Annotated in this window: 13 protein-coding genes and 3 pseudogenes; 9 read left to right on the forward strand and 7 right to left on the reverse strand. The window is 73.5% G+C overall.

The features are described 5' to 3' along the window. Positions 1–141: 141 nt before the first annotated feature. Positions 142–594, forward strand: coding sequence for a flavodoxin family protein (locus ACYVMZ_RS26665; protein WP_461083935.1), 453 nt, complete (start codon positions 142–144; stop codon positions 592–594). 94 nt (positions 595–688) lie between these two features. Here the strand turns inward: ACYVMZ_RS26665 and ACYVMZ_RS26670 are convergent, their stop codons facing one another. Then, the gene (locus ACYVMZ_RS26670) at positions 689–964 is read right to left on the reverse strand and encodes a helix-hairpin-helix domain-containing protein (protein ID WP_461083937.1); all 276 of its coding nucleotides are present in this window, start codon (positions 962–964) and stop codon (positions 689–691) included. 191 nt (positions 965–1,155) lie between these two features. Between ACYVMZ_RS26670 and ACYVMZ_RS26675 the strand changes: the two genes are divergently transcribed. From ACYVMZ_RS26675 to ACYVMZ_RS26690, 4 genes and pseudogenes are all read left to right on the forward strand, one after another. Beyond that, a complete protein-coding gene (locus ACYVMZ_RS26675) occupies positions 1,156–1,800 on the forward strand; it encodes a GNAT family N-acetyltransferase (protein WP_461083939.1) in 645 nt (214 codons plus the stop codon). A 266-nt stretch (positions 1,801–2,066) separates the two neighbouring features. After that, on the forward strand, positions 2,067–2,738 hold the full coding sequence (locus ACYVMZ_RS26680) for a lytic polysaccharide monooxygenase auxiliary activity family 9 protein (RefSeq protein WP_461083941.1): 672 nt from the start codon (positions 2,067–2,069) through the stop codon (positions 2,736–2,738). A 266-nt stretch (positions 2,739–3,004) separates the two neighbouring features. Further along, positions 3,005–4,996 (forward strand): DUF1996 domain-containing protein, encoded by a 1,992-nt coding sequence (locus tag ACYVMZ_RS26685; RefSeq protein ID WP_461084105.1) that lies wholly within the window; start codon positions 3,005–3,007, stop codon positions 4,994–4,996. 200 nt (positions 4,997–5,196) lie between these two features. Beyond that, a pseudogene (locus ACYVMZ_RS26690) lies at positions 5,197–5,779 on the forward strand (TSUP family transporter). 134 nt (positions 5,780–5,913) lie between these two features. Here ACYVMZ_RS26690 and ACYVMZ_RS26695 read toward each other — a convergent pair. Next, positions 5,914–6,959: pseudogene (locus tag ACYVMZ_RS26695) on the reverse strand (DMT family transporter). A 363-nt stretch (positions 6,960–7,322) separates the two neighbouring features. Between ACYVMZ_RS26695 and ACYVMZ_RS26700 the strand changes: the two are divergent. Then, the gene (locus ACYVMZ_RS26700) at positions 7,323–7,523 is read left to right on the forward strand and encodes a hypothetical protein (RefSeq protein WP_461083943.1); all 201 of its coding nucleotides are present in this window, start codon (positions 7,323–7,325) and stop codon (positions 7,521–7,523) included. A gap of 16 nt (positions 7,524–7,539) precedes the next feature. On the opposite strand, the gene ACYVMZ_RS26705 is transcribed toward ACYVMZ_RS26700, so the two are convergent. Beyond that, on the reverse strand, positions 7,540–10,143 hold the full coding sequence (locus tag ACYVMZ_RS26705; RefSeq protein ID WP_461083945.1) for a SpoIIE family protein phosphatase: 2,604 nt from the start codon (positions 10,141–10,143) through the stop codon (positions 7,540–7,542). 250 nt (positions 10,144–10,393) lie between these two features. Here ACYVMZ_RS26705 and ACYVMZ_RS26710 point away from each other — a divergent pair, with 250 nt between their 5' ends. Continuing rightward, positions 10,394–10,984, forward strand: a complete 591-nt coding sequence (locus tag ACYVMZ_RS26710; protein WP_461083947.1) for an AMIN-like domain-containing (lipo)protein — start codon at positions 10,394–10,396, stop codon at positions 10,982–10,984. A gap of 268 nt (positions 10,985–11,252) precedes the next feature. Here ACYVMZ_RS26710 and ACYVMZ_RS26715 read toward each other — a convergent pair whose 3' ends face one another. Together ACYVMZ_RS26715 and ACYVMZ_RS26720 are read right to left on the reverse strand one after the other, a co-directional pair. Further along, positions 11,253–11,945, reverse strand: coding sequence for a response regulator (locus ACYVMZ_RS26715; protein ID WP_461083949.1), 693 nt, complete (start codon positions 11,943–11,945; stop codon positions 11,253–11,255). A 104-nt stretch (positions 11,946–12,049) separates the two neighbouring features. After that, positions 12,050–14,323, reverse strand: a complete 2,274-nt coding sequence (locus ACYVMZ_RS26720; RefSeq protein ID WP_461083951.1) for a sensor histidine kinase — start codon at positions 14,321–14,323, stop codon at positions 12,050–12,052. Positions 14,324–14,460: 137 nt separating this feature from the next. Here ACYVMZ_RS26720 and ACYVMZ_RS26725 point away from each other — a divergent pair, with 137 nt between their 5' ends. Beyond that, positions 14,461–14,661 (forward strand): hypothetical protein, encoded by a 201-nt coding sequence (locus tag ACYVMZ_RS26725; RefSeq protein WP_461083953.1) that lies wholly within the window; start codon positions 14,461–14,463, stop codon positions 14,659–14,661. A 181-nt stretch (positions 14,662–14,842) separates the two neighbouring features. Here ACYVMZ_RS26725 and ACYVMZ_RS26730 read toward each other — a convergent pair whose 3' ends face one another. Continuing rightward, positions 14,843–15,583 carry a class I SAM-dependent DNA methyltransferase gene (locus ACYVMZ_RS26730; protein WP_461083955.1) on the reverse strand — a complete coding sequence of 247 codons (741 nt, stop codon included), beginning with the start codon at positions 15,581–15,583 and terminating at the stop codon, positions 14,843–14,845. A 186-nt stretch (positions 15,584–15,769) separates the two neighbouring features. Between ACYVMZ_RS26730 and ACYVMZ_RS26735 the strand changes: the two genes are divergently transcribed. Next, entirely contained in the window at positions 15,770–16,273 is a 504-nt protein-coding gene (locus ACYVMZ_RS26735) for an SRPBCC family protein (RefSeq protein ID WP_461083957.1), read from the forward strand. A gap of 189 nt (positions 16,274–16,462) precedes the next feature. On the opposite strand, the pseudogene ACYVMZ_RS26740 reads toward ACYVMZ_RS26735, so the two are convergent. Further along, a pseudogene (locus ACYVMZ_RS26740) lies at positions 16,463–16,840 on the reverse strand (LbetaH domain-containing protein); the annotation flags it as partial. Positions 16,841–16,876: the final 36 nt, after the last annotated feature.

Here is a 16,876-nt window from a genome sequence, read left to right on the forward strand (position 1 = left end):
CGTCCCCGTCACGCCACCCTCCAGCACCGCCCGCAGCCGGTCGTCCTCGTGGGGCAGGACGTCGCCCCTGGCCCCGCCGGCCCTGCACCGGGCCGGCGGGGCCGGTTGCGGTCACACGGCCCGGGACGGCAGTGTCGGGCCGTGTCCACTTTGCTGATCGTGCATCACACGCCGTCGCCGAACTGCCAGGCGATGTTCGAAGCCGTCGTCTCCGGTGCCACGGCGCCGGAGATCGAGGGCGTCCGGGTCGTACGGCGGCCGGCCCTGTCCGCCACCGCCTCCGACGTGCTCGCCGCCGACGGCTACCTCCTCGGCACCCCGGCGAACCTCGGCTACATGTCCGGCGCCCTCAAGCACTTCTTCGACCAGATCTACTACCCCTGCCTGGACGCGACCCGGGGCCGCCCCTTCGGCTACTGGGTGCACGGCGGAAACGACGTCACGGGCGCGGTACGCGGCATCGAGTCGATCACCACCGGCCTCGGCTGGCGCCGCACGGCGGACGCCGTGACCGTGACCGGCGACCCGGACAAGGCCGCCGTCGAACGCTGCTGGGAACTCGGCGCGACCGTCGCCGCGGGACTGATGGGCTGAGCGCCGGCCGACAGGAACAACGTGCTCCGCAAGGCCTCCCAGGCGCTCCACCGGAGGCCGGACTCCCGTGAGACACCCGAGGCCTGGTCGGCTGTCACCTCCGCAGGGAGAGCCCGCGCCGCTCCAGCGCCCCCGGCAGGATCCGCGCGGCCGTCGGACCGACCCCGTGCAGGGCGAGGAGTCCGGCCTCCGAACGCCGGGCCACCTGCTCCAGCGTCGTCAGACCCGCGCCGAACAGGGCCCGGGCGGTCGGCCTGCCGATGTCGGCGGGCAGATCGCCGTCGGGCAGATCGCCGCCGGGCGCGTCGGCGGCCGCCTCCGCCGTGGCCAGAGACGCGCCGCGAGCCGCTTCGGCGCCCGGCTGAACCACGACGCCCGGACCAGGACGTTGAGGTCTTCGCCGTCGATGCCGGCCGGCGGCACACCGAAACCGATCGTCCTGCCTGTCCGGACCGGACGCGCGCCGCTCGGATGCGCGGCCACGGCCGCATCGCCTCCGGCGGCAGCCGAAGTGCTTCGAAACGGGTTGTGGGTGCGCCCCCGGACCCGCACCATGCTGCGGTGACGACGCCTGCCTCGCCTGCCTTCATCCGCCCGTACCGCGCCGAGGACCGCCCGGCCCTCGACGACATCTGCGTGCGCACCGCGCACAACGGCCAGGACAGCCGCCCCTTCTACGCGGACCCCGGCATCTTCCCGGTGATCTTCGCGGCTCCGTACGTCCATCTGGAGCCCGAGTCGGCCTTCGTCCTGGACGACGGGCGAGGGCAGGCGGTCGGCTACATCCTCGGTACCGCCGACACCGCCCGTTTCGCCGAGGCGTTCCGTACCGCCTGGCTGCCGCTGGTCGCCGACCGCTACCCGGAGCCGTCCGGGCCGCCGGGCACCCCCGAGGAGGCGCTGGTCCGGCTGCTGCACCACCCCGAGCGGATGGTCCTGCCGGAACTGGCCGCCTATCCGGCCCATCTGCACATCGACCTGCTGCCCGAGTGGCAGGGCCGCGGCCACGGCCGCGCACTGATGCGCGCGTTCCTCCAAGCCCTGGACGACAGGGGAGTGCCGGCCGTCCACCTGGCCATGGGGACCGCCAACACCCGGGCCAGGGCCTTCTACGACCGCGTGGGCTTCCACGAGATCGAGGCGGTTCCGCGGGACGGCCACGTCACCTACCTCGGTCGCACGACGAAGGATCGCGGCCGGCTCTGACGGCCGCCGCCGGGCCGAACGCGTCGAAGGCATCGAACGCGTCGAAGGCATCGAACGCGTCCAAGGCATCGAACGCATCGAATGCGCCAGGGGGCGCAGAAGTGGCGCAATCGAGTGTTGCCGCTCTCGTGCGCGAGGCGCAGCCTGTGCACTGCGGGAGCGCTCCCACGCTCGTGCCGCACAGGCGGAGCGCCCGTACCTCCCGAAGAGGAAACGCACATCCCCCGCACGGAACGGACATCCCCCACACCCGAAAGAAGGAGATCATGGTTTGTCATGATCATGTCCTCAGTATCCGGTCGCGGCTGAAGCTCGCCCTGAGCGTTTTCGCCGCCGCCCTGCTCTGCCTGATCCCCTGGAGCGGCACCGCCAGCGCCCACGGCTCGGTCGTCGACCCGGCCTCCCGCAACTACGGCTGCTGGCTGCGCTGGGGGAACGACTTCCAGAACCCGGCCATGGCCCAGCAAGACCCCATGTGCTGGCAGGCGTGGCAGGACAACCCGAACGCCATGTGGAACTGGAACGGCCTGTACCGCAACGGCTCCGCCGGCAACTTCCAGGCCGTCGTCCCCGACGGGCAGCTGTGCAGCGGCGGCCGGACCGAGGGCGGCCGCTACAACTCCCTGGACGCCGTGGGCCCCTGGAAGACCACGGACGTCAGCGGCAACTTCACGGTGCGGCTGTACGACCAGGCCAGCCACGGCGCGGACTACTTCCTGGTCTACGTCACCCGGCAGGGCTTCGACCCCACCACCCAGCCGCTGACCTGGAACGACCTCCAACTGGTCGCCCGCACCGGCAAGTACGCCCCGAGCCAGAACTACTCGATCCCGGTGAGCACGTCGGGCCTGAGCGGCCGCCACGTCGTCTACACGATCTGGCAGGCCTCGCACATGGACCAGACGTACTTCCTGTGCAGTGACGTCACCTTCCGCTGACCGGGCGGAACCCCCGCCGGACGCCCCGGGCCCGGCGGGGGCTCAGCGGCCGAGAGGCCGGAGCTTCGTGAGAGTTCTCGAAGAATTCCTGGGGCGCTTGAACACACCGGTGCTCGCTTACGTATGGGGCGGGGGACTGCCATGCCGGGTCCCCCGTCACGAAGCGTAGGAGTACTTCCTTGAGACGCAACACGCGTAGACGCCCCAGAGGTGCACAGCGCGCGACGTTCGCCGCGGTCGCGCTGATCCTGGGTGGAGGGGGGTTGGTGGCGGCGAACGTCTACGCCTCGGCGACCGAGGACGGATGGGGCGGTGACCCCGCCCAGCGGACGAACAGCGGCGCGCCGGGCGCCGCCACGATCGACTGCCCGGACATCGGCAGCAGGCTCACGTCGGTGCCCGAGCAGGCGCGGCCGGAGGTCGACAGGGAACTCGCCCTGCTGGACGAGCAGATCGCCAAGGCGTACCAGCAACTGCGGGAGTCCGCACAGGCCGTACAGCAGGACCCCGCCTTCGCCGAGAACGCGATCACGAACCCCCTGAAGGAGAAGCGGGCCGCGACCGTCGAGCGCATCGCCGTGGCCATCGACCGGGTGGGAGACCGCCCGGAGGGACTCGAGGCCCTCGCGGCCTGCACGGTGCGGCCCACCGGCGACGAGACCACCGGTCAACAGGACGGCCAGGACGGGAACGCCGGACAGGAGCAGGACGGCGGCCAGGACCAGGCGGGCCAGCAGGGCGGAAACGGCGGGCAGGCGGGCAACGGGCCCGTCGCCGCCGACTACGCGGACATCACCGCCGTCCAGCCCAACGTGCCCAAGCCGCCCCTGACCGGGGACGCCTCACGCGGCTCCTTCACCACCAGCTGCGGTGTCAACGACAACGGCCTGTTCAACTCCGACAACGTGATCGTCGCCCCGGGCGTCAGCAACGGCGCCCACCACTTCCACGACTACGTCGGCAACCAGGCGAACGACGCCTTCGCCAGCGACGAGGACCTGGCGAACGCCGAGACGAGCTGCGAGAACCAGGGCGACAAGTCGTCCTACTTCTGGCCCGTGCTGCGCCTGCAGAACGGCACCCAGGAGCAGGACGCCAACTCCCCCGGCGGCGGCATCGAGGGCAACGCCGGCGAGATCGTCACGCCGAAGCAGGTCACGCTGACGTTCGTGGGCAACCCGCGGGGCAAGGTCACGGCGATGCCGCGGCTGCTGCGCATCATCACCGGCGACGCCAAGGCGTTCGTCAACGGCCCCGCCAACGCCAACGCGTCCTGGAGCTGCACCGGCTTCGAGGACCGGCAGCTGAAGGACAAGTACCCGCTGTGCCCGCAGGGCAGTGACGTCGTGCGTACCTTCCGGTTCCAGAGCTGCTGGGACGGCCGCAACATCGACAGCGCCAACCACCGCACCCACGTGGCATTCACGGCGGCCGACGGCACCTGCCCGGCCGGCTTCCGGCCCATTCCGCAGCTGGTGCAGCGCCTCGTCTACGACGTCGACGCGCCGAGCCTGAAGGACGGCGGCCGGACGACCCCGCTGTTCGCCGTGGACTCCTTCCCGGAGCAGCTGCACAAGCCGGTCACCGACCACGGCGACTTCATCAACGTCTTCGACGAGGACCTGATGCGGGAGATGACCGACTGCATCAACGAGGGCCGCACGTGCGACGCAGGGGCCGACTCCGGTGCCGGGGAGGGGGAGGAGCCGCAGGAACAGCCGACCCGTACTCCCGAGGAGCCGCAGGAGAAGCCGACGCGCACCCCGCAGGCGCCGCAGGAGCAGCCGACGCGGACCCCCGAGGCTCCGCAGGACGGCAACGCCGGGGGAGAGCCCGGTGACAACGCCGGAGCCGAGACCCCGGAGCCTCCGGCCGGTACGCCGGGTACGCCGGGTACGCCGGGTACGGCACCGGCGGCGGGCGGCGGCTCGGCCACCCCGCCGCGCACGGCGGAACCCAAGGCCCGGACGACGGCCCCGACCGCCCGCAGCACGGCGGCCGCCGCGGACGAGCGCGACTCGGACGCCAACGGCGCCAACGGCGCCGACGCGGCCGCCGGCCCCGAGGGGACGCCGACCGCGGTCGGGACACCGACCGCCCGCGAAGACGCCCCGTCGGCCTCCGGACAGACCGAGCCGCAGGCCGTCAACGGCGGACTGGCCGACACCGGCGCGCAGTTGTGGCCGGCCGCGGCGGGCGGGCTCCTGGTCCTGGCCGGCTGTGTCCTGCTGCGCCGTATCAGGCGCGGTTCGGCGTGACGTGACGTGGCATGAGTGACATGACGTGACACCGCCGTCGGACGGCGTTCGCAGGGCGGCAGGAACCCCAGGTGGGGCTCCTGCCGCCCTGCGCAGTTCCGGCATGCTTCGGCGGGCACCGAAGCCTTCGCCGTCCAGCGTCCGTCCATGAGCGTCTGCAGGGATGTCCCGAGGGGAGCCGCAGCGTGACGCCGGGGGAGATGCTCGCCGTGTTCGCGGCCGGTGTCGGTGCCGGGGCCGTCAACGCCGTCGTCGGATCCGGAACGCTGATCACCTTTCCCGTCCTGCTCGCCACCGACCTGCCACCGGTCACCGCCACGGTCTCCAACGCACTCGGTGTGGTGCCCGGGCGTCCTCGTCGCACTCCAGCCCGTGATCCGCACGTGGGTGCGTCGCCGCAGGGCACCGGCAGGTGATTCCGCCCGCCGCGACGGCGGCCCGCTGCTCTTCACCGGTCTGACGCTCGCCGGCGTCTACGGCGGCTACTTCTCCGCCGCGCAGGGGATCCTCTACATGTCCCTGGTGGGGGTGCTCCTGGACGAACCGCCGCAGCGCCTCAACGCCGTGAAGAACGTGCTCGTCGCCGTCGTCAACGCCGTCGCCGCGCTCCTCTTCCTCGTCGTCGCGGACTTCGACTGGACGGCCGTCGTGCTCATCGCCGCCGGTTCCGCGTCCGGCGGCCACATCGAGCCCGGCGTCGGCCGCCGCTTCAGCCCTGCGGTCCTTCGGACCCTCATCGTGACGGTCGGTACCGTCTCGCTCGTCCACCTGCTGCGCACCTGACGCCGCCGCGCGACACCACCACCCGCTCCAACGGCCCGCAGGCCGGCCCCGCACCGTCGCCCTCGGCGTCCATGTGCGGCAGAAGCCCGCCCAGCCGGGGCCTCCCGCACCCCCGGGCCGACCGGACCGTCCGGTCACCGAGGGGCGCCGCCGGGGCCCGGGACGCCGGCGATCGGCTGCTCGCGCCCCGGCAGGGCATCCGGGCCGCTGCCGCGCGGACCATCCTCCGGAGCGGTCGGCCGCTCGCGTCCCGGCACGTCGTCCGAGCCGCGCAGACCGTCCCCCGGGCCCGCCCGGCGCGGTCGCCCGGCTGCCGACAACGCGCCCGACCCCAGGGCGACTCCGGCGCCGACCAGGGCGCTGCCCGCGGCCTGGGCGAGGCCGTAGGCGCCGGTGCCGACGAGCGGCGCCGTGCAGGCGGCCGCGACCGGGATGAGGCCGGAGAACAGGGTGGCCCGCTCCGCGCCGATCCGCTGCATGCCCATGTACCAGCACACGAACCCGATGACGGTGACGACCACCGCCTGCCACAACAGCGCCGAGGCTTCGACCGCGTCCGGCCTCCGCAGCCAGCCGGCACCGTCGAGGAGCACTCCGGCCGCCGCCGACTCCAGCGCGGCCACACCGCACACCGTGGCGGACAGCAGCCTGGGCCCCAGGGGGCGCAGTACGGGTACGGCGAGAACGGCGAAACCGACTCGCCGACGAGGGCGCACACCGAGAACGCGATGCCGGCGCCGTCCGTGCGCCCCCAGCCCTGCACGGTGCAGGCACCGACGGCCACGAGCAACGCCCCGTACAGGACGGCCCGTCGGGGCCGGCGCCCCTCCAGCAGGGGGACGACCACGGCGACGACCACGGGCGCGCAGCCCACGAACACGCCGGGGACCGCCGGTTCCGCGGTCCGCTCCGCGGCGAGGACGGCCAGGTTGAAGCCGACCATGCCGACGGCCGCGAGCAGCGCGAGGCGGACCCACCCACGGCGCCCCAGCGCCCGCAGCCGGGCCGCCGCGCCCTTCCCGGCCAGCGGGAGCAGCAGCAGACAGGCCAGGGCGTAGCGCAGGAACTGGCCGCCCGCGTACGGATAGTCCCCGAGCACACTGTTGGCGGTGAAGGACGCTCCGACGAGCACACAGGCGAGCGCGGCGAGCAGGGCCCCGCGCGTGGTGGTGGCGTTCATGGCACTGACGCTAGGAAGCGCGGCGGTCCTGTTCGAGGTCCACTTCCCTGACGCCATGGCGGACCAATCGCGGCGATGAGGGCCGGGACGCGCTGCCGCCCTTCCTCGGCACGCCGGCCCCGGCCCGATGACCGGGCAGCCGCACGGCGGCGGTGAGCCGATCTGGTAGCGGTCGCCGTAGACCTTCCGGTCTCGACCTGGCCCGCCACGAGGCGACCCTCGCCAGCGCGGGCACGTGCCCCCGCTGCTGCGGCACGCACCGCACCGGGCCGGCGTCCTGGGCATCGAACCCGGGCCGCCGCTGGGCATCGACACCGCCACCCGGTACACGGTCACCACCGCCCCGCTGCCCCCGGGCGCCGTGTGGCGCTGCACACCGACGGCCTCGTGGACGTGCCCGGCACCGACGCCGCGCGCGCCACGACCGACCTCGCCGCGTGCCTGGCCGCCACCGACGACGCCGACCCGGAGTGCCGCGCCGACAGCCTCGTTCGCGCCGCGGCACTCACCGGCCGGCACGTCGACGGCATCACGCTTCTCCTGCTGCGCACCCGCCCGGCCTGAGCGACGGGACACCCGTTCAGCCGCGCGGGGTCCCGCCCGCTCCCTCCGGGGCGGCGGCCCGGCCGTACGCCGTCAGCAGCAGGGCCACGTCGTCCGGCCGGTCCGGGGCCCGGCGGGCCGTCTTGATGAGCTGGTCCGCGAGGTGCTCCACCGAGTCCGTGGGCGTACGGGTCAGACAGTGGCGAACCTCCTGGATCCCCGCCTCGATGTCGCTGCCGGGCTGCTCGACCAGCCCGTCCGTGTAGAGGACGAGGACGCTGCCGGGCTCCAGGGTGAGCGCCGTGACGGGGTAGACGGCGTCGGGCTGGACGCCGAGCATGACCCCGCCCGCGAGGTCCAGCGTCTCGGCGTGCCCGTCGGGGTGGCGCAGCAGCGGCGGCGGATGGCCCGCCCGCACGGCCAGGGCCCGCCCGGTACGCGGGTCCAGCTCGACGTAGCAGCAGGTCGCGAAGGCGTCCGCCTCCAGCTCGGCCAGATGCCGGTTGGTGTGGGTGATGACCTCCTGCGGCGGGCGCTCGCTGGCGGCGAAGGCGTGCACGGCGCTGCGCAGCTGCCCCATGACGGCGGCGGCACCCACACTGTGCCCTTCGACGTCACCGATGACCAGGGCCACGCCGCGGCCCGTGCGGATCACGTCGTACCAGTCGCCGCCGATGGCCATGCCCTGGGTGCCGGGCAGATAGCGGCCGGTGGTGCGCAGCCCCTCGATGACGGGCAGCCGGTGCGGCAGCAGCCCCTCCTGAAGACCGCGCGCGACGGCGGACTCCGCGTCGTACAGCCGGGCCCGCTCCAGTGCCTGCGCGGCCAGCCCGCTCAGCGCGGTCAGCGCGGAACGCTCGTCGGGGGTGAACCGGCGCGGCGCGTCCCAGCCGAGGATGCAGGAACCGACGGGGTGGCCGGAGGCGATCAGCGGCAGGAACGACCAGGCGTTCATGCGGTCCATGGCGATGCCCGGGTAGGCGCCGCGCAGCGCGTCGGGCGACTCGAAGAACAACGGCAGCCGCGTCGTCAGCGCGTGCACGCCCGGCAGCCGGGTGTCGAGGCTGACGCCCTCGAAGGGCAGCAGGAATCCCTCCGGATAGCCGCACTCCCACAGCAGGTACATGCGGCCCTCGCGGACGGTGTACAGGGCGAGCTCCTGCACCCCGAACGCGGGCAGCAGCTGTTCGGACACCGCCCGGCACACATCCTGCACGGTGACCGCCTCGGTGAGCACACTCGCCATCTGCACCACGTGGTACAGCGCTCCCGCGCGAGGCGCGGAGACCGACTCGGGCGGTGGTGCTCCGACAGCCGTACCGGCCACGACGCCGGTGTCCGCCCCGGCCGTGGGCACCGGCTCGGTGCCGGTGGGCGGCCCGGTCGGGAAGACTCGGCCGGTCAGCCCATGCACACCGGGATAGAGCACGAACCCCAGCCAGCCGTCGGCGGGATGCCGCACCAGGAACGACACCGGCTCCTGCGACAGCATCGCCGCCCGGTAGCGGTCCTCGTACGCCGGATCACGGAGCCAGGTGACGACCTGCCACGGATAGCGGCCGAGGAGCTCTTCCCGCCCGCAGCCCAGCAGTTCCTCGCAGCGGTGGTTGGCGTAGGTGAGGCGGCCGTCCTGGTCGAGGGAGAACAACCCGTCGGGCAGCCGCTCGGCGGCCTCGGCCGCCGTGATGCCGCCCGCCGCGTCGACTAGGGCACCCACCAGGAGCCGCGACGATCCCGCGCCGCCGCGCACCAGGTGGCCCCACAGCTCGACCGGCCGGTAGCGGACCTCCTCGCGGCCCGCGGACTCGTCCAGCACCCTGAAGTGCCGGCATCGCACCCGCCCGTGCTCCGTCGCGTCCCGCCGGCTCGCCCGCAGCTCGTGCCGGTCGTCGGGGCTCACCCGCGCCTCGATGTCCGCCAGCGTCCCGCCGAAGTCCGCCCGGCGGACACCGAGGACGGCGAGCGCCTCGTCGTCGACGGAGCACCGGTCGCTGTCCAGGTCCCAGTCGAACAGCCCGACCCGGACGGCACGCGCGGCCGGGGTGGGCAGCCGTACGCTGACCGGCTCGTCGTCGTACGCGAGGGCGGACGCGTCGGCGTCCGGGCCCGGCCGGCGGTCCAGGCACTCCTCCAGGTCCCGCAAGGCGGCACGCAGCGCGGTGTCCGCGGCCTGGGCGTCGACCGGCCCCCGGGCGGCCGAGCACAGCACGACCAGGACGCCCACGGTCTCGTCGCCGACCCGGACGGGCTGGTGGGCGGAGGCGAAGGAGTAGGGCAGGCCGGCGGTGAACTGCGGGAAGCGCACCATCGTCGCCCGCTCGTCCGGCAGCCACAGCTTCTCGCCCCGCCGGTAGGCCTCCGCCATGGGCAGGGCACCCCCCACCGGCACCCGCCACCACGGCTTGAGCAGCGACCGCGGCACCCCCGTCACCACGGTGAGCACCAGCGATCGCCGGTCGCGGGAGCGCAGATAGACCAGTCCGCCGTATCCCCGGGCGGCCCGCACGGCCGCGATCAGCGGGCTCGCCAGGGCGTCCTCGAGCCGGGCGGTGTCCCCGGCCCGGGCCCGCTCGTCAGCGCTGCCCCGGCTCCGCCCACCGGGTGGCCGTGCCTCATCCGGTCCGGCGGCTGCCTCATCCATCTCGCGTCCTCCCGGTACGGACGCACCGGACACCATTTGCTCCCCACCAGGATGTGCCATGGGCGGCGGTCCGGCGCGGTGGGAGCGCACGGCTTCCGGACCGCCACGGGCAGTGCCCGGCGCAGCTCACCCGACAAGCCTCGCCCCCGGCCCGCGCGGCCTGCGCGACCGCTGCCGGAATGAGCGCAACCTTTGGGTCAACTCGGTCGTCTCACCCGATACCAACAGCATGCAGATCTCGGGGTGGACAATGCTACGAAACAGGAAAACGCGGACAGTGTGCGCGACGATCGCCCTCATGGGCGCCACACTGGCGGCGGCCGCGATCCCGGCCGGCGCCGCCCCGGCCACCACCGCGCAGACCACGGCCTGCCCCACCGGTTGGGGCAGCACAGCGAAAGCGGGCGGCACCGCCACGGCGACGCCGGTGAAGAACATCAGGACCGGCCGCCACACCTGCTTCGACCGGATGGTCGTCGACATCCCCGGAGCGGGCCGCGGCGATCTCGGCTACTGGGTCGGGTACGTCGACCGCCTGTACCAGGACGGGTCGGGGCGCCACATACCCGTCGCCGGTGGAGCCGTCCTGGAGGTGCGGGTGGCCGCGCCCGCCTACGACCCCGAGACCGGCGCACCCACCTATCCCGCCCGCGTGGGCCGCCCCCTGCCGGGCGTCGACCTGACGGGGTACCGCACCTTCCGGGACACCCGGTTCGCCGGCAGTTTCGAGGGGGAGACCCAGGTCGGACTCGGAGTCCGCGCCCGGTTGCCGTTCCGGGTGCAGCAGCTGCCCGACCGCATCGTCGTGGACGTCGCCCACACCTGGAGCGGCACGCGCTGAGGGAGGTGCTCACCGGGTGCCACCGTCTTCTCCCCCAGGGCGGTGGCACGCAGGACGGGACCGTGGGACGCGAGGGCTCGACCTGTGGCGGGCGCGATCGTCTGCTAGGCTCGACCCCGAGCTCGCCACGGAACTGCCGGTGGTGCGCCGCGCGTTGGTGGTCCAAGGAAAGACGCCCCGCTTCCTGCGGGGAGATGCAGGTGCAAGGCCTGCCCGGCGCTCAGATCGAGGACCCCGTCCCTGGGATGCCAGGGACGGGGTCCTTTTTTCACTCTGTGCGCAGCGGCCTCGGCCTGACCAGGCCCGCGTCGTAGGCGAAGATCGTGGCCTGGACCCGGTCACGGGCCCCGATCTTGCCGAGCAGGGCGTTGACATGGGTCTTGACGGTGCCCGTGGTGACACCGAGCCGCTCGGCGATCTCGGCGTTGGCCAGCCCGGCCGCGACCAGGGAGAGCACTTCGCGTTCGCGTGGGGTCAGGGCGTCGAGAGCGCCGGAGACCGCCGGGGGAGCAGGCGCCCCGCCCGCGAAGGTGTCGATGAGGCGGCGGGTGACGGCAGGGGCCAGCATGGCCTCGCCGGCGGCCACGACCCGGATGGCGGCGAGCAGTTCGCCGGGCTGGGCGTCCTTGAGGAGGAACCCGGACGCACCGGCGCGCAGCGACTCGTAGACGTAGGAGTCCAGGTCGAACGTGGTCAGGACGAGAACGCGCGGCGGGTGCTCGGTCTTCGTCAGGAGGCTCGTCGCGGTCAGGCCGTCCATGTCGGGCATACGGATGTCCATCAGGACGACGTCCGGGGCGAGCTGTCCCGCGAGGACGACCGCAGAGGCACCGTCGCCGGCCTCCCCGACCACCTGCAGATCCGGTTCGGCGTCGACGATGGCCGCGAAACCGGCGCGGACCACGGGCTGGTCGTCGACGACGAGGACACGAACGGGGTCGTGGGGCGTGTGGGGAGGCATGATCCGTCACTCTACCGAGGGCCGCAACGTGCCGTGCTGCAAAAGCTCTTGTCCCTTCGGCCGTGCTGCCCGGGGCGGCCCGGCAGTCACGATCGGCGGGTCGGTCAGGTGACCGGTGTGGACGGTGCCGTGACCGGCAGCCGTATATGGATCGTGCCGGTCGCGGGATCGACCGTGAGCCGGCCCTCGGCGGCGGTGGTGCGAGGGCGCAGGGCCTTCGCCGTGGTGTCGGGGACACCGGTCAGGGCGAGGGTGAGGCCGTCGGAGGTCCGGACCAGGCGCACCTGGGCACCGGCGGAACCCGCGCCCAGGGCGGTGTCGACCAGGCGGTGAACCGTCAGGCCCACGTGTTCCGGGAGGCCGGGCAGGTCCGCGGGGGCGTGCAGGACGGCGCCCCGGTCGTGGCACAGGCGCGCCAGGTCGGTCGCGGTGGGCTGCGGGGCGCGGGGACTGTCGGCGGGGGTGCCGTCGCGGAGGCTGCCGAGCAGCTCGCGCATCGCGGCCAGCGCCTCACGGGCGGCCGGCGCCACGCCGTCGAGGCGGCCCTCCTCGGCGACGCGCACCACGTCGGCGGCCCGGTCGAGGACGGCGGCACGCAGCCCGGCGGCCACGCGCTGCCGTTCGGCGTGGGCGGCGGCGAGGGCCTCGCGGACCACGGCACCCAGCTCGGTGTCGTCCCGGCGAGCGATCCGCACACGCCGGGACCGTACGGCGAACCCGGCCAGCCACGCACCACCCAGCACCGGCAACGACGTCACCGTGGTGGCCACCACGACGAAGCTGACGGAGATCACCCCCACAGGGTCCCCGACGAGCACCCCGTCGCGGGCCGCCGCCGCTGTCACCGCGCCGCCCAGCACCACGTCGGCCAGCGGTATCGCGGCCCAACTCGCCCAGGGATCACGGCCGTACGCGCCCACCGCGTACACCGCGGCCAGCAGCGCGCAGCCGCCCGCGACCAGCGTCCAGGTGGAGTCCGCCGGACCAGGCGCCCAGGGCCACAGCCAGCATCCGGCGAGCACCGCGACCAGAGCCGGCCAGGGCGCCCGCCGCCGCCACAGCAGCGGCAGCATCTGGAACACCAGCAGCGTCGCCAGCAGCGGCCGGGCGGCCGCGGTCCCGGGCCCGTCGAAGAGCAGCGCCGCAGGGACGGCGAGGACTCCGATCAGCGCGGCGTGCTCCGCGAACCGCCAGTCGGCGGCACTGCCGGGCAGGGAGCCGCGCGGACCGCCCGGGTGGGTGGGAAGCTCCGCCCGCACCGACCAGCCGCCGTCCCGCCGCGGACCGGCGGTGACCGTGCCGCCGACGGCCGCCGCGCGCTCCCGCATGCCGGTCACCCCGCGCCCCGACCCCAGCCCGCGGCCGGCGCCCGGACCGCCGTCGCCGGGCGCGCCGTCGTTGTCGACGGTCAGGGCCAGCCGCCCGTCGCCCAGGTCCCGCACCGCGACCCGGACGCGGGACCCGGGCGCGTACCGCAACGCGTTGGTGAGCGCCTCCCGGGCGATACCGAAGACGGCCTCGCCCGTCGCCCGGCCGACCACGGCGACACCCTCGTCGACGTCGACCACGATGCGCTGCCCGAGCCGGACGAAGCCCGACGCCAGCTCCCCGATGCGCTCGGTGAGCGAGGCGTCGTCGCCCTCCTGCGCGGTGCGCAGGGCGGCGACCAGCCGGTGCAGGGTCTCCAGCGTCTCGCGGCCGGTCCGGGCGGCGAAGTCCAGGGCCTCGGCGGCGAGTTCGGGCCGGTCGGCGGCAAGGTGCCGGGCCGCGTTGGCCGTGACGACGACGGAGGTGAGGTGGTGGGCGCTGACGTCGTGCAACTCCCGGGCGAGCCTGCGCCGTTCGCCCGCCGCGGCCTCCTCCCGCTCCGCCTGGGCCCGGGCCAGCCGGTCGGCGGCCTCCTGCCGCCCGGCCTGCCACCGCGCCCGGCCACGGCCGAGTCCGGCGCAGCAGAGCAGGAGTACGACGGTCAGGGCCAGGTCGGCGCGGTGCGTCAGAGCCACGCCATCGACGACGAGACTCACCAGCGTCTCACCGGCGACCACCACGGCGACGGCCTTCAGCGTCACCGGCAGGCTCGTGCGGGCCGCCACCGAGTACACCGCCACGACCTCACCCACCCCACCGGACACCACGACGGCGTCCGACGGCACCACGAACAGAGCGAGTTGGGACACACCGGTGACCCCGCCCAGTGCCACGAGCGGCCTGTGCCGCCGCATCCCCAGCGCGACGGTGGCCACCGCCCCCGCGACGAGGGCCACCGCCATGTCCGCACGGGAGACCACCTGCCCCGACCACACCGCGGCGCCGGGCCAGGCCAGCACCTGAACAGCCGCGACGATCAGCGGCACCAGCCAGTTCCGTAAGGATTCCACGAGGTCAGGAGCATAGGCGCTGCGGGCGGCGCGGGACGTCCTCCGCAGGACGCACGCCCCTGTCCACCCCGGGATGGAGATCACGTTCCTGCCCCGAGGCGACGACGCCGGCCCCTCCTCCCTCCGATGCTGACGGCATGCCACCGAACGACATCGCCGTGCTACGGACCGCCCTCGCCGCCGTGGCCGCGCTGCTGTGGGACGGCACCCGCCCGACGCCGTTCTGGCTGGGCATCGCCCTGTGCGTGGTGGCGTGTCCGCTCGGTTCCCTGGCCGTCTCCGCGCTCGGACCGACAGGCGCGAGGTCGACTCCGCAGGACCGGCACCTGAAGAGGTAGGCGGTCGGCCGGCCGTCGGGCGAGAGGGCACCGAGGTATTGCTCGGCCTGGTCCGGCGGCACATCCACGTCGGTGAGGTCCTGCGGGGGCGTGCCAACGCTTCCGGACGGTGGGCGAGTTCGGCGGCTCCTACGCGGCCGAAGAAGGCCGCACCACTCCTCGCCGGGCAGCGCGACGCGGCTCAGTCGGCGGGTTTCTCCCAGACGGAGACATGCCGGCGGCTCTCGCCGGTGAACGGCTCCCGATTCCAGTCCTCCCACCGGTCGCGCAGCCGCAACCCGGCGAGCCGCGCCATCAGGTCGAGCTCGGCGGGCCACACGTACCGGAACGGGATGGACCAGTGCTCGGCACGCCCGTCGACGATCGTGACGTAGTTCGAAGTCATGGCCTGGGTCGCGGTGTCGTACGTGTCGAAGGCCCACCGCGTCGGGCTGATGTGGAACGGCACGGCGTTCTGCCCCGGCGGCAGCCGGCGCAGATCCGGCACCCCCACCTCGACGACGAAACAGCCACCCGGCTCCAGATGGGCCGCCGCGTTGCGGAAGCAGGCCACCTGGGCGTCCTGGGACGTCAGGTTGTTGATCGTGTTGAAGACCAGGTAGACGACCGCGAACGTGCCCTCCACCCGCGTCGTCGCGAAGTCGCCGATCGTCACGCCGAGGGCGTCACCGCCGGGTTTGGCGCGCAGCCGGGCCACCATGGCGCGGGACATGTCGATGCCGTGCACCGCGACCCCGCGCTGGGCCAGCGGCAGCGCGATCCGGCCGGTGCCGATGCCGAGTTCCAGCGCCCGCCCGCCGTCCGCGAGCCGGGCCAGCACATCGACGGCCGGGGTCACCACGTCCGGCCGGAACATGTCGGCCGCGGAGTCGTCGTAGTCGGCCGCGATGGCCTCCGAGAAGTAGCCGTCTTCATCGACCATGCCCGGACGGTAGCGCCTACGGCCCTGCGGACGCGCATGGTTTTTCCCTCGGAGCGGGCGCCTGGCGGGTGATCGGAACTCGGAGGTGGTAACCCGAGCTCCTCGGGTACTCGTCGCCACGGGCCCTGAGCTGCGAATGGGCCGACGGGCCTCCCGCAGTCGATCAGTGAAAACGGAGGCATACAGATGAGCACGGTCAAGGAAACGGTAGAAGTCGACGTCCCCGTCCACACCGCGTACAACCAGTGGACGCAGTTCGAGGACTTCCCGAACTTCATGGAGGGAGTGGAAGAGGTCAGGCAACTGGACGACCGCCACAACCACTGGACCACCAAGATCGGCGGAGTGCGCCGGGAGTTCGACACCGAGATCGTCGACCAGCTGCCCGACGAGCGCATCACATGGCGCACCACCACCGGTGACACCAAGCAGAAGGGCACGGTCCGCTTCGAGCGCCTGGACGACGCCCACACCCGGGTGGAGCTCGTGATGGACATCGAGCCCAGCGGAGCCGCGGAGAAGGCCGCTGACGTGCTCGGCACGATCGACCGGCGCGTCAAGGGCGACATGAAGCGCTTCAAGCAGTTCATCGAGGAGCGCGGCAGCGAGTCCGGCGCCTGGCGCGGACGCATCCGGCCGGGGGACACCGGTACGACCGGTACGACCGGTACCACCGGTCCTTCCCTCTGACATCTGACATCTGACATCGGGCCTTGGCCCCGGCTGCCCGGGCAGCCGGGGCGTTCGGCTGTGCGACGGGCCAGCGGCACAGCCGACCAGGCCCGTCGCGTGAAGATTCCCGCGCGCTCCTCAGACGCCGCCGGTGTCCGGGAGGGCGGCCTCCAGGTCGGCGATGCCGCCCGAGATGATCGTCCGCATGTGCGCCGGCGTCGATGATCGCCCCGTGCCCGATCCGGACGCTGGGCATGACCGTCGTGCGAGGGCCGAACCAGACATCGTTGTCGACGACCGTGTCGCCGCGGTTCGGCAGGCCGGTGAGCAGGTCGAAGTGTCGGCCCACGAGCCGCCCAGGGTGGGGAAGGGGAAGGTCGAGGGGCCGTCCGTGCGGTGGTTGGCGCCGTCCATGATGAACCGCACTCCGGTGCCCAGCGCACAGAACCTGCCAATGGCAAGCTTCTCCGGCCCGTAGTGGTAGAGCACGTTGCGCGTCTCGAACGCGGTCGGGTCGTCCGGATAGTCGTAGTACGAGAACTCCCCGACCTCGATCAGCGGGGTCTTCACCAGTGCCCTGAGCATCGGCGTCGGTGTCCCGTCCCCCGATCGCAGCAGCTG

It is taken from the genome of Streptomyces deserti (assembly GCF_054782695.1).

Excerpts from the sequence above, each read along its gene's own strand:
- ACYVMZ_RS26680 (WP_461083941.1), top strand. The coding sequence starts at position 2,067 with ATGGTTTGTCATGATCATGTCCTCAGTATCCGGTCGCGGCTGAAGCTC.
- ACYVMZ_RS26705 (WP_461083945.1), bottom strand. The coding sequence starts at position 10,143 with ATGGATGAGGCAGCCGCCGGACCGGATGAGGCACGGCCACCCGGTGGG.
- ACYVMZ_RS26710 (WP_461083947.1), top strand. The coding sequence starts at position 10,394 with ATGCTACGAAACAGGAAAACGCGGACAGTGTGCGCGACGATCGCCCTC.
- ACYVMZ_RS26715 (WP_461083949.1), bottom strand. The coding sequence starts at position 11,945 with ATGCCTCCCCACACGCCCCACGACCCCGTTCGTGTCCTCGTCGTCGAC.
- ACYVMZ_RS26725 (WP_461083953.1), top strand. The coding sequence starts at position 14,461 with ATGCCACCGAACGACATCGCCGTGCTACGGACCGCCCTCGCCGCCGTG.
- ACYVMZ_RS26730 (WP_461083955.1), bottom strand. The coding sequence starts at position 15,583 with ATGGTCGATGAAGACGGCTACTTCTCGGAGGCCATCGCGGCCGACTAC.
- ACYVMZ_RS26735 (WP_461083957.1), top strand. The coding sequence starts at position 15,770 with ATGAGCACGGTCAAGGAAACGGTAGAAGTCGACGTCCCCGTCCACACC.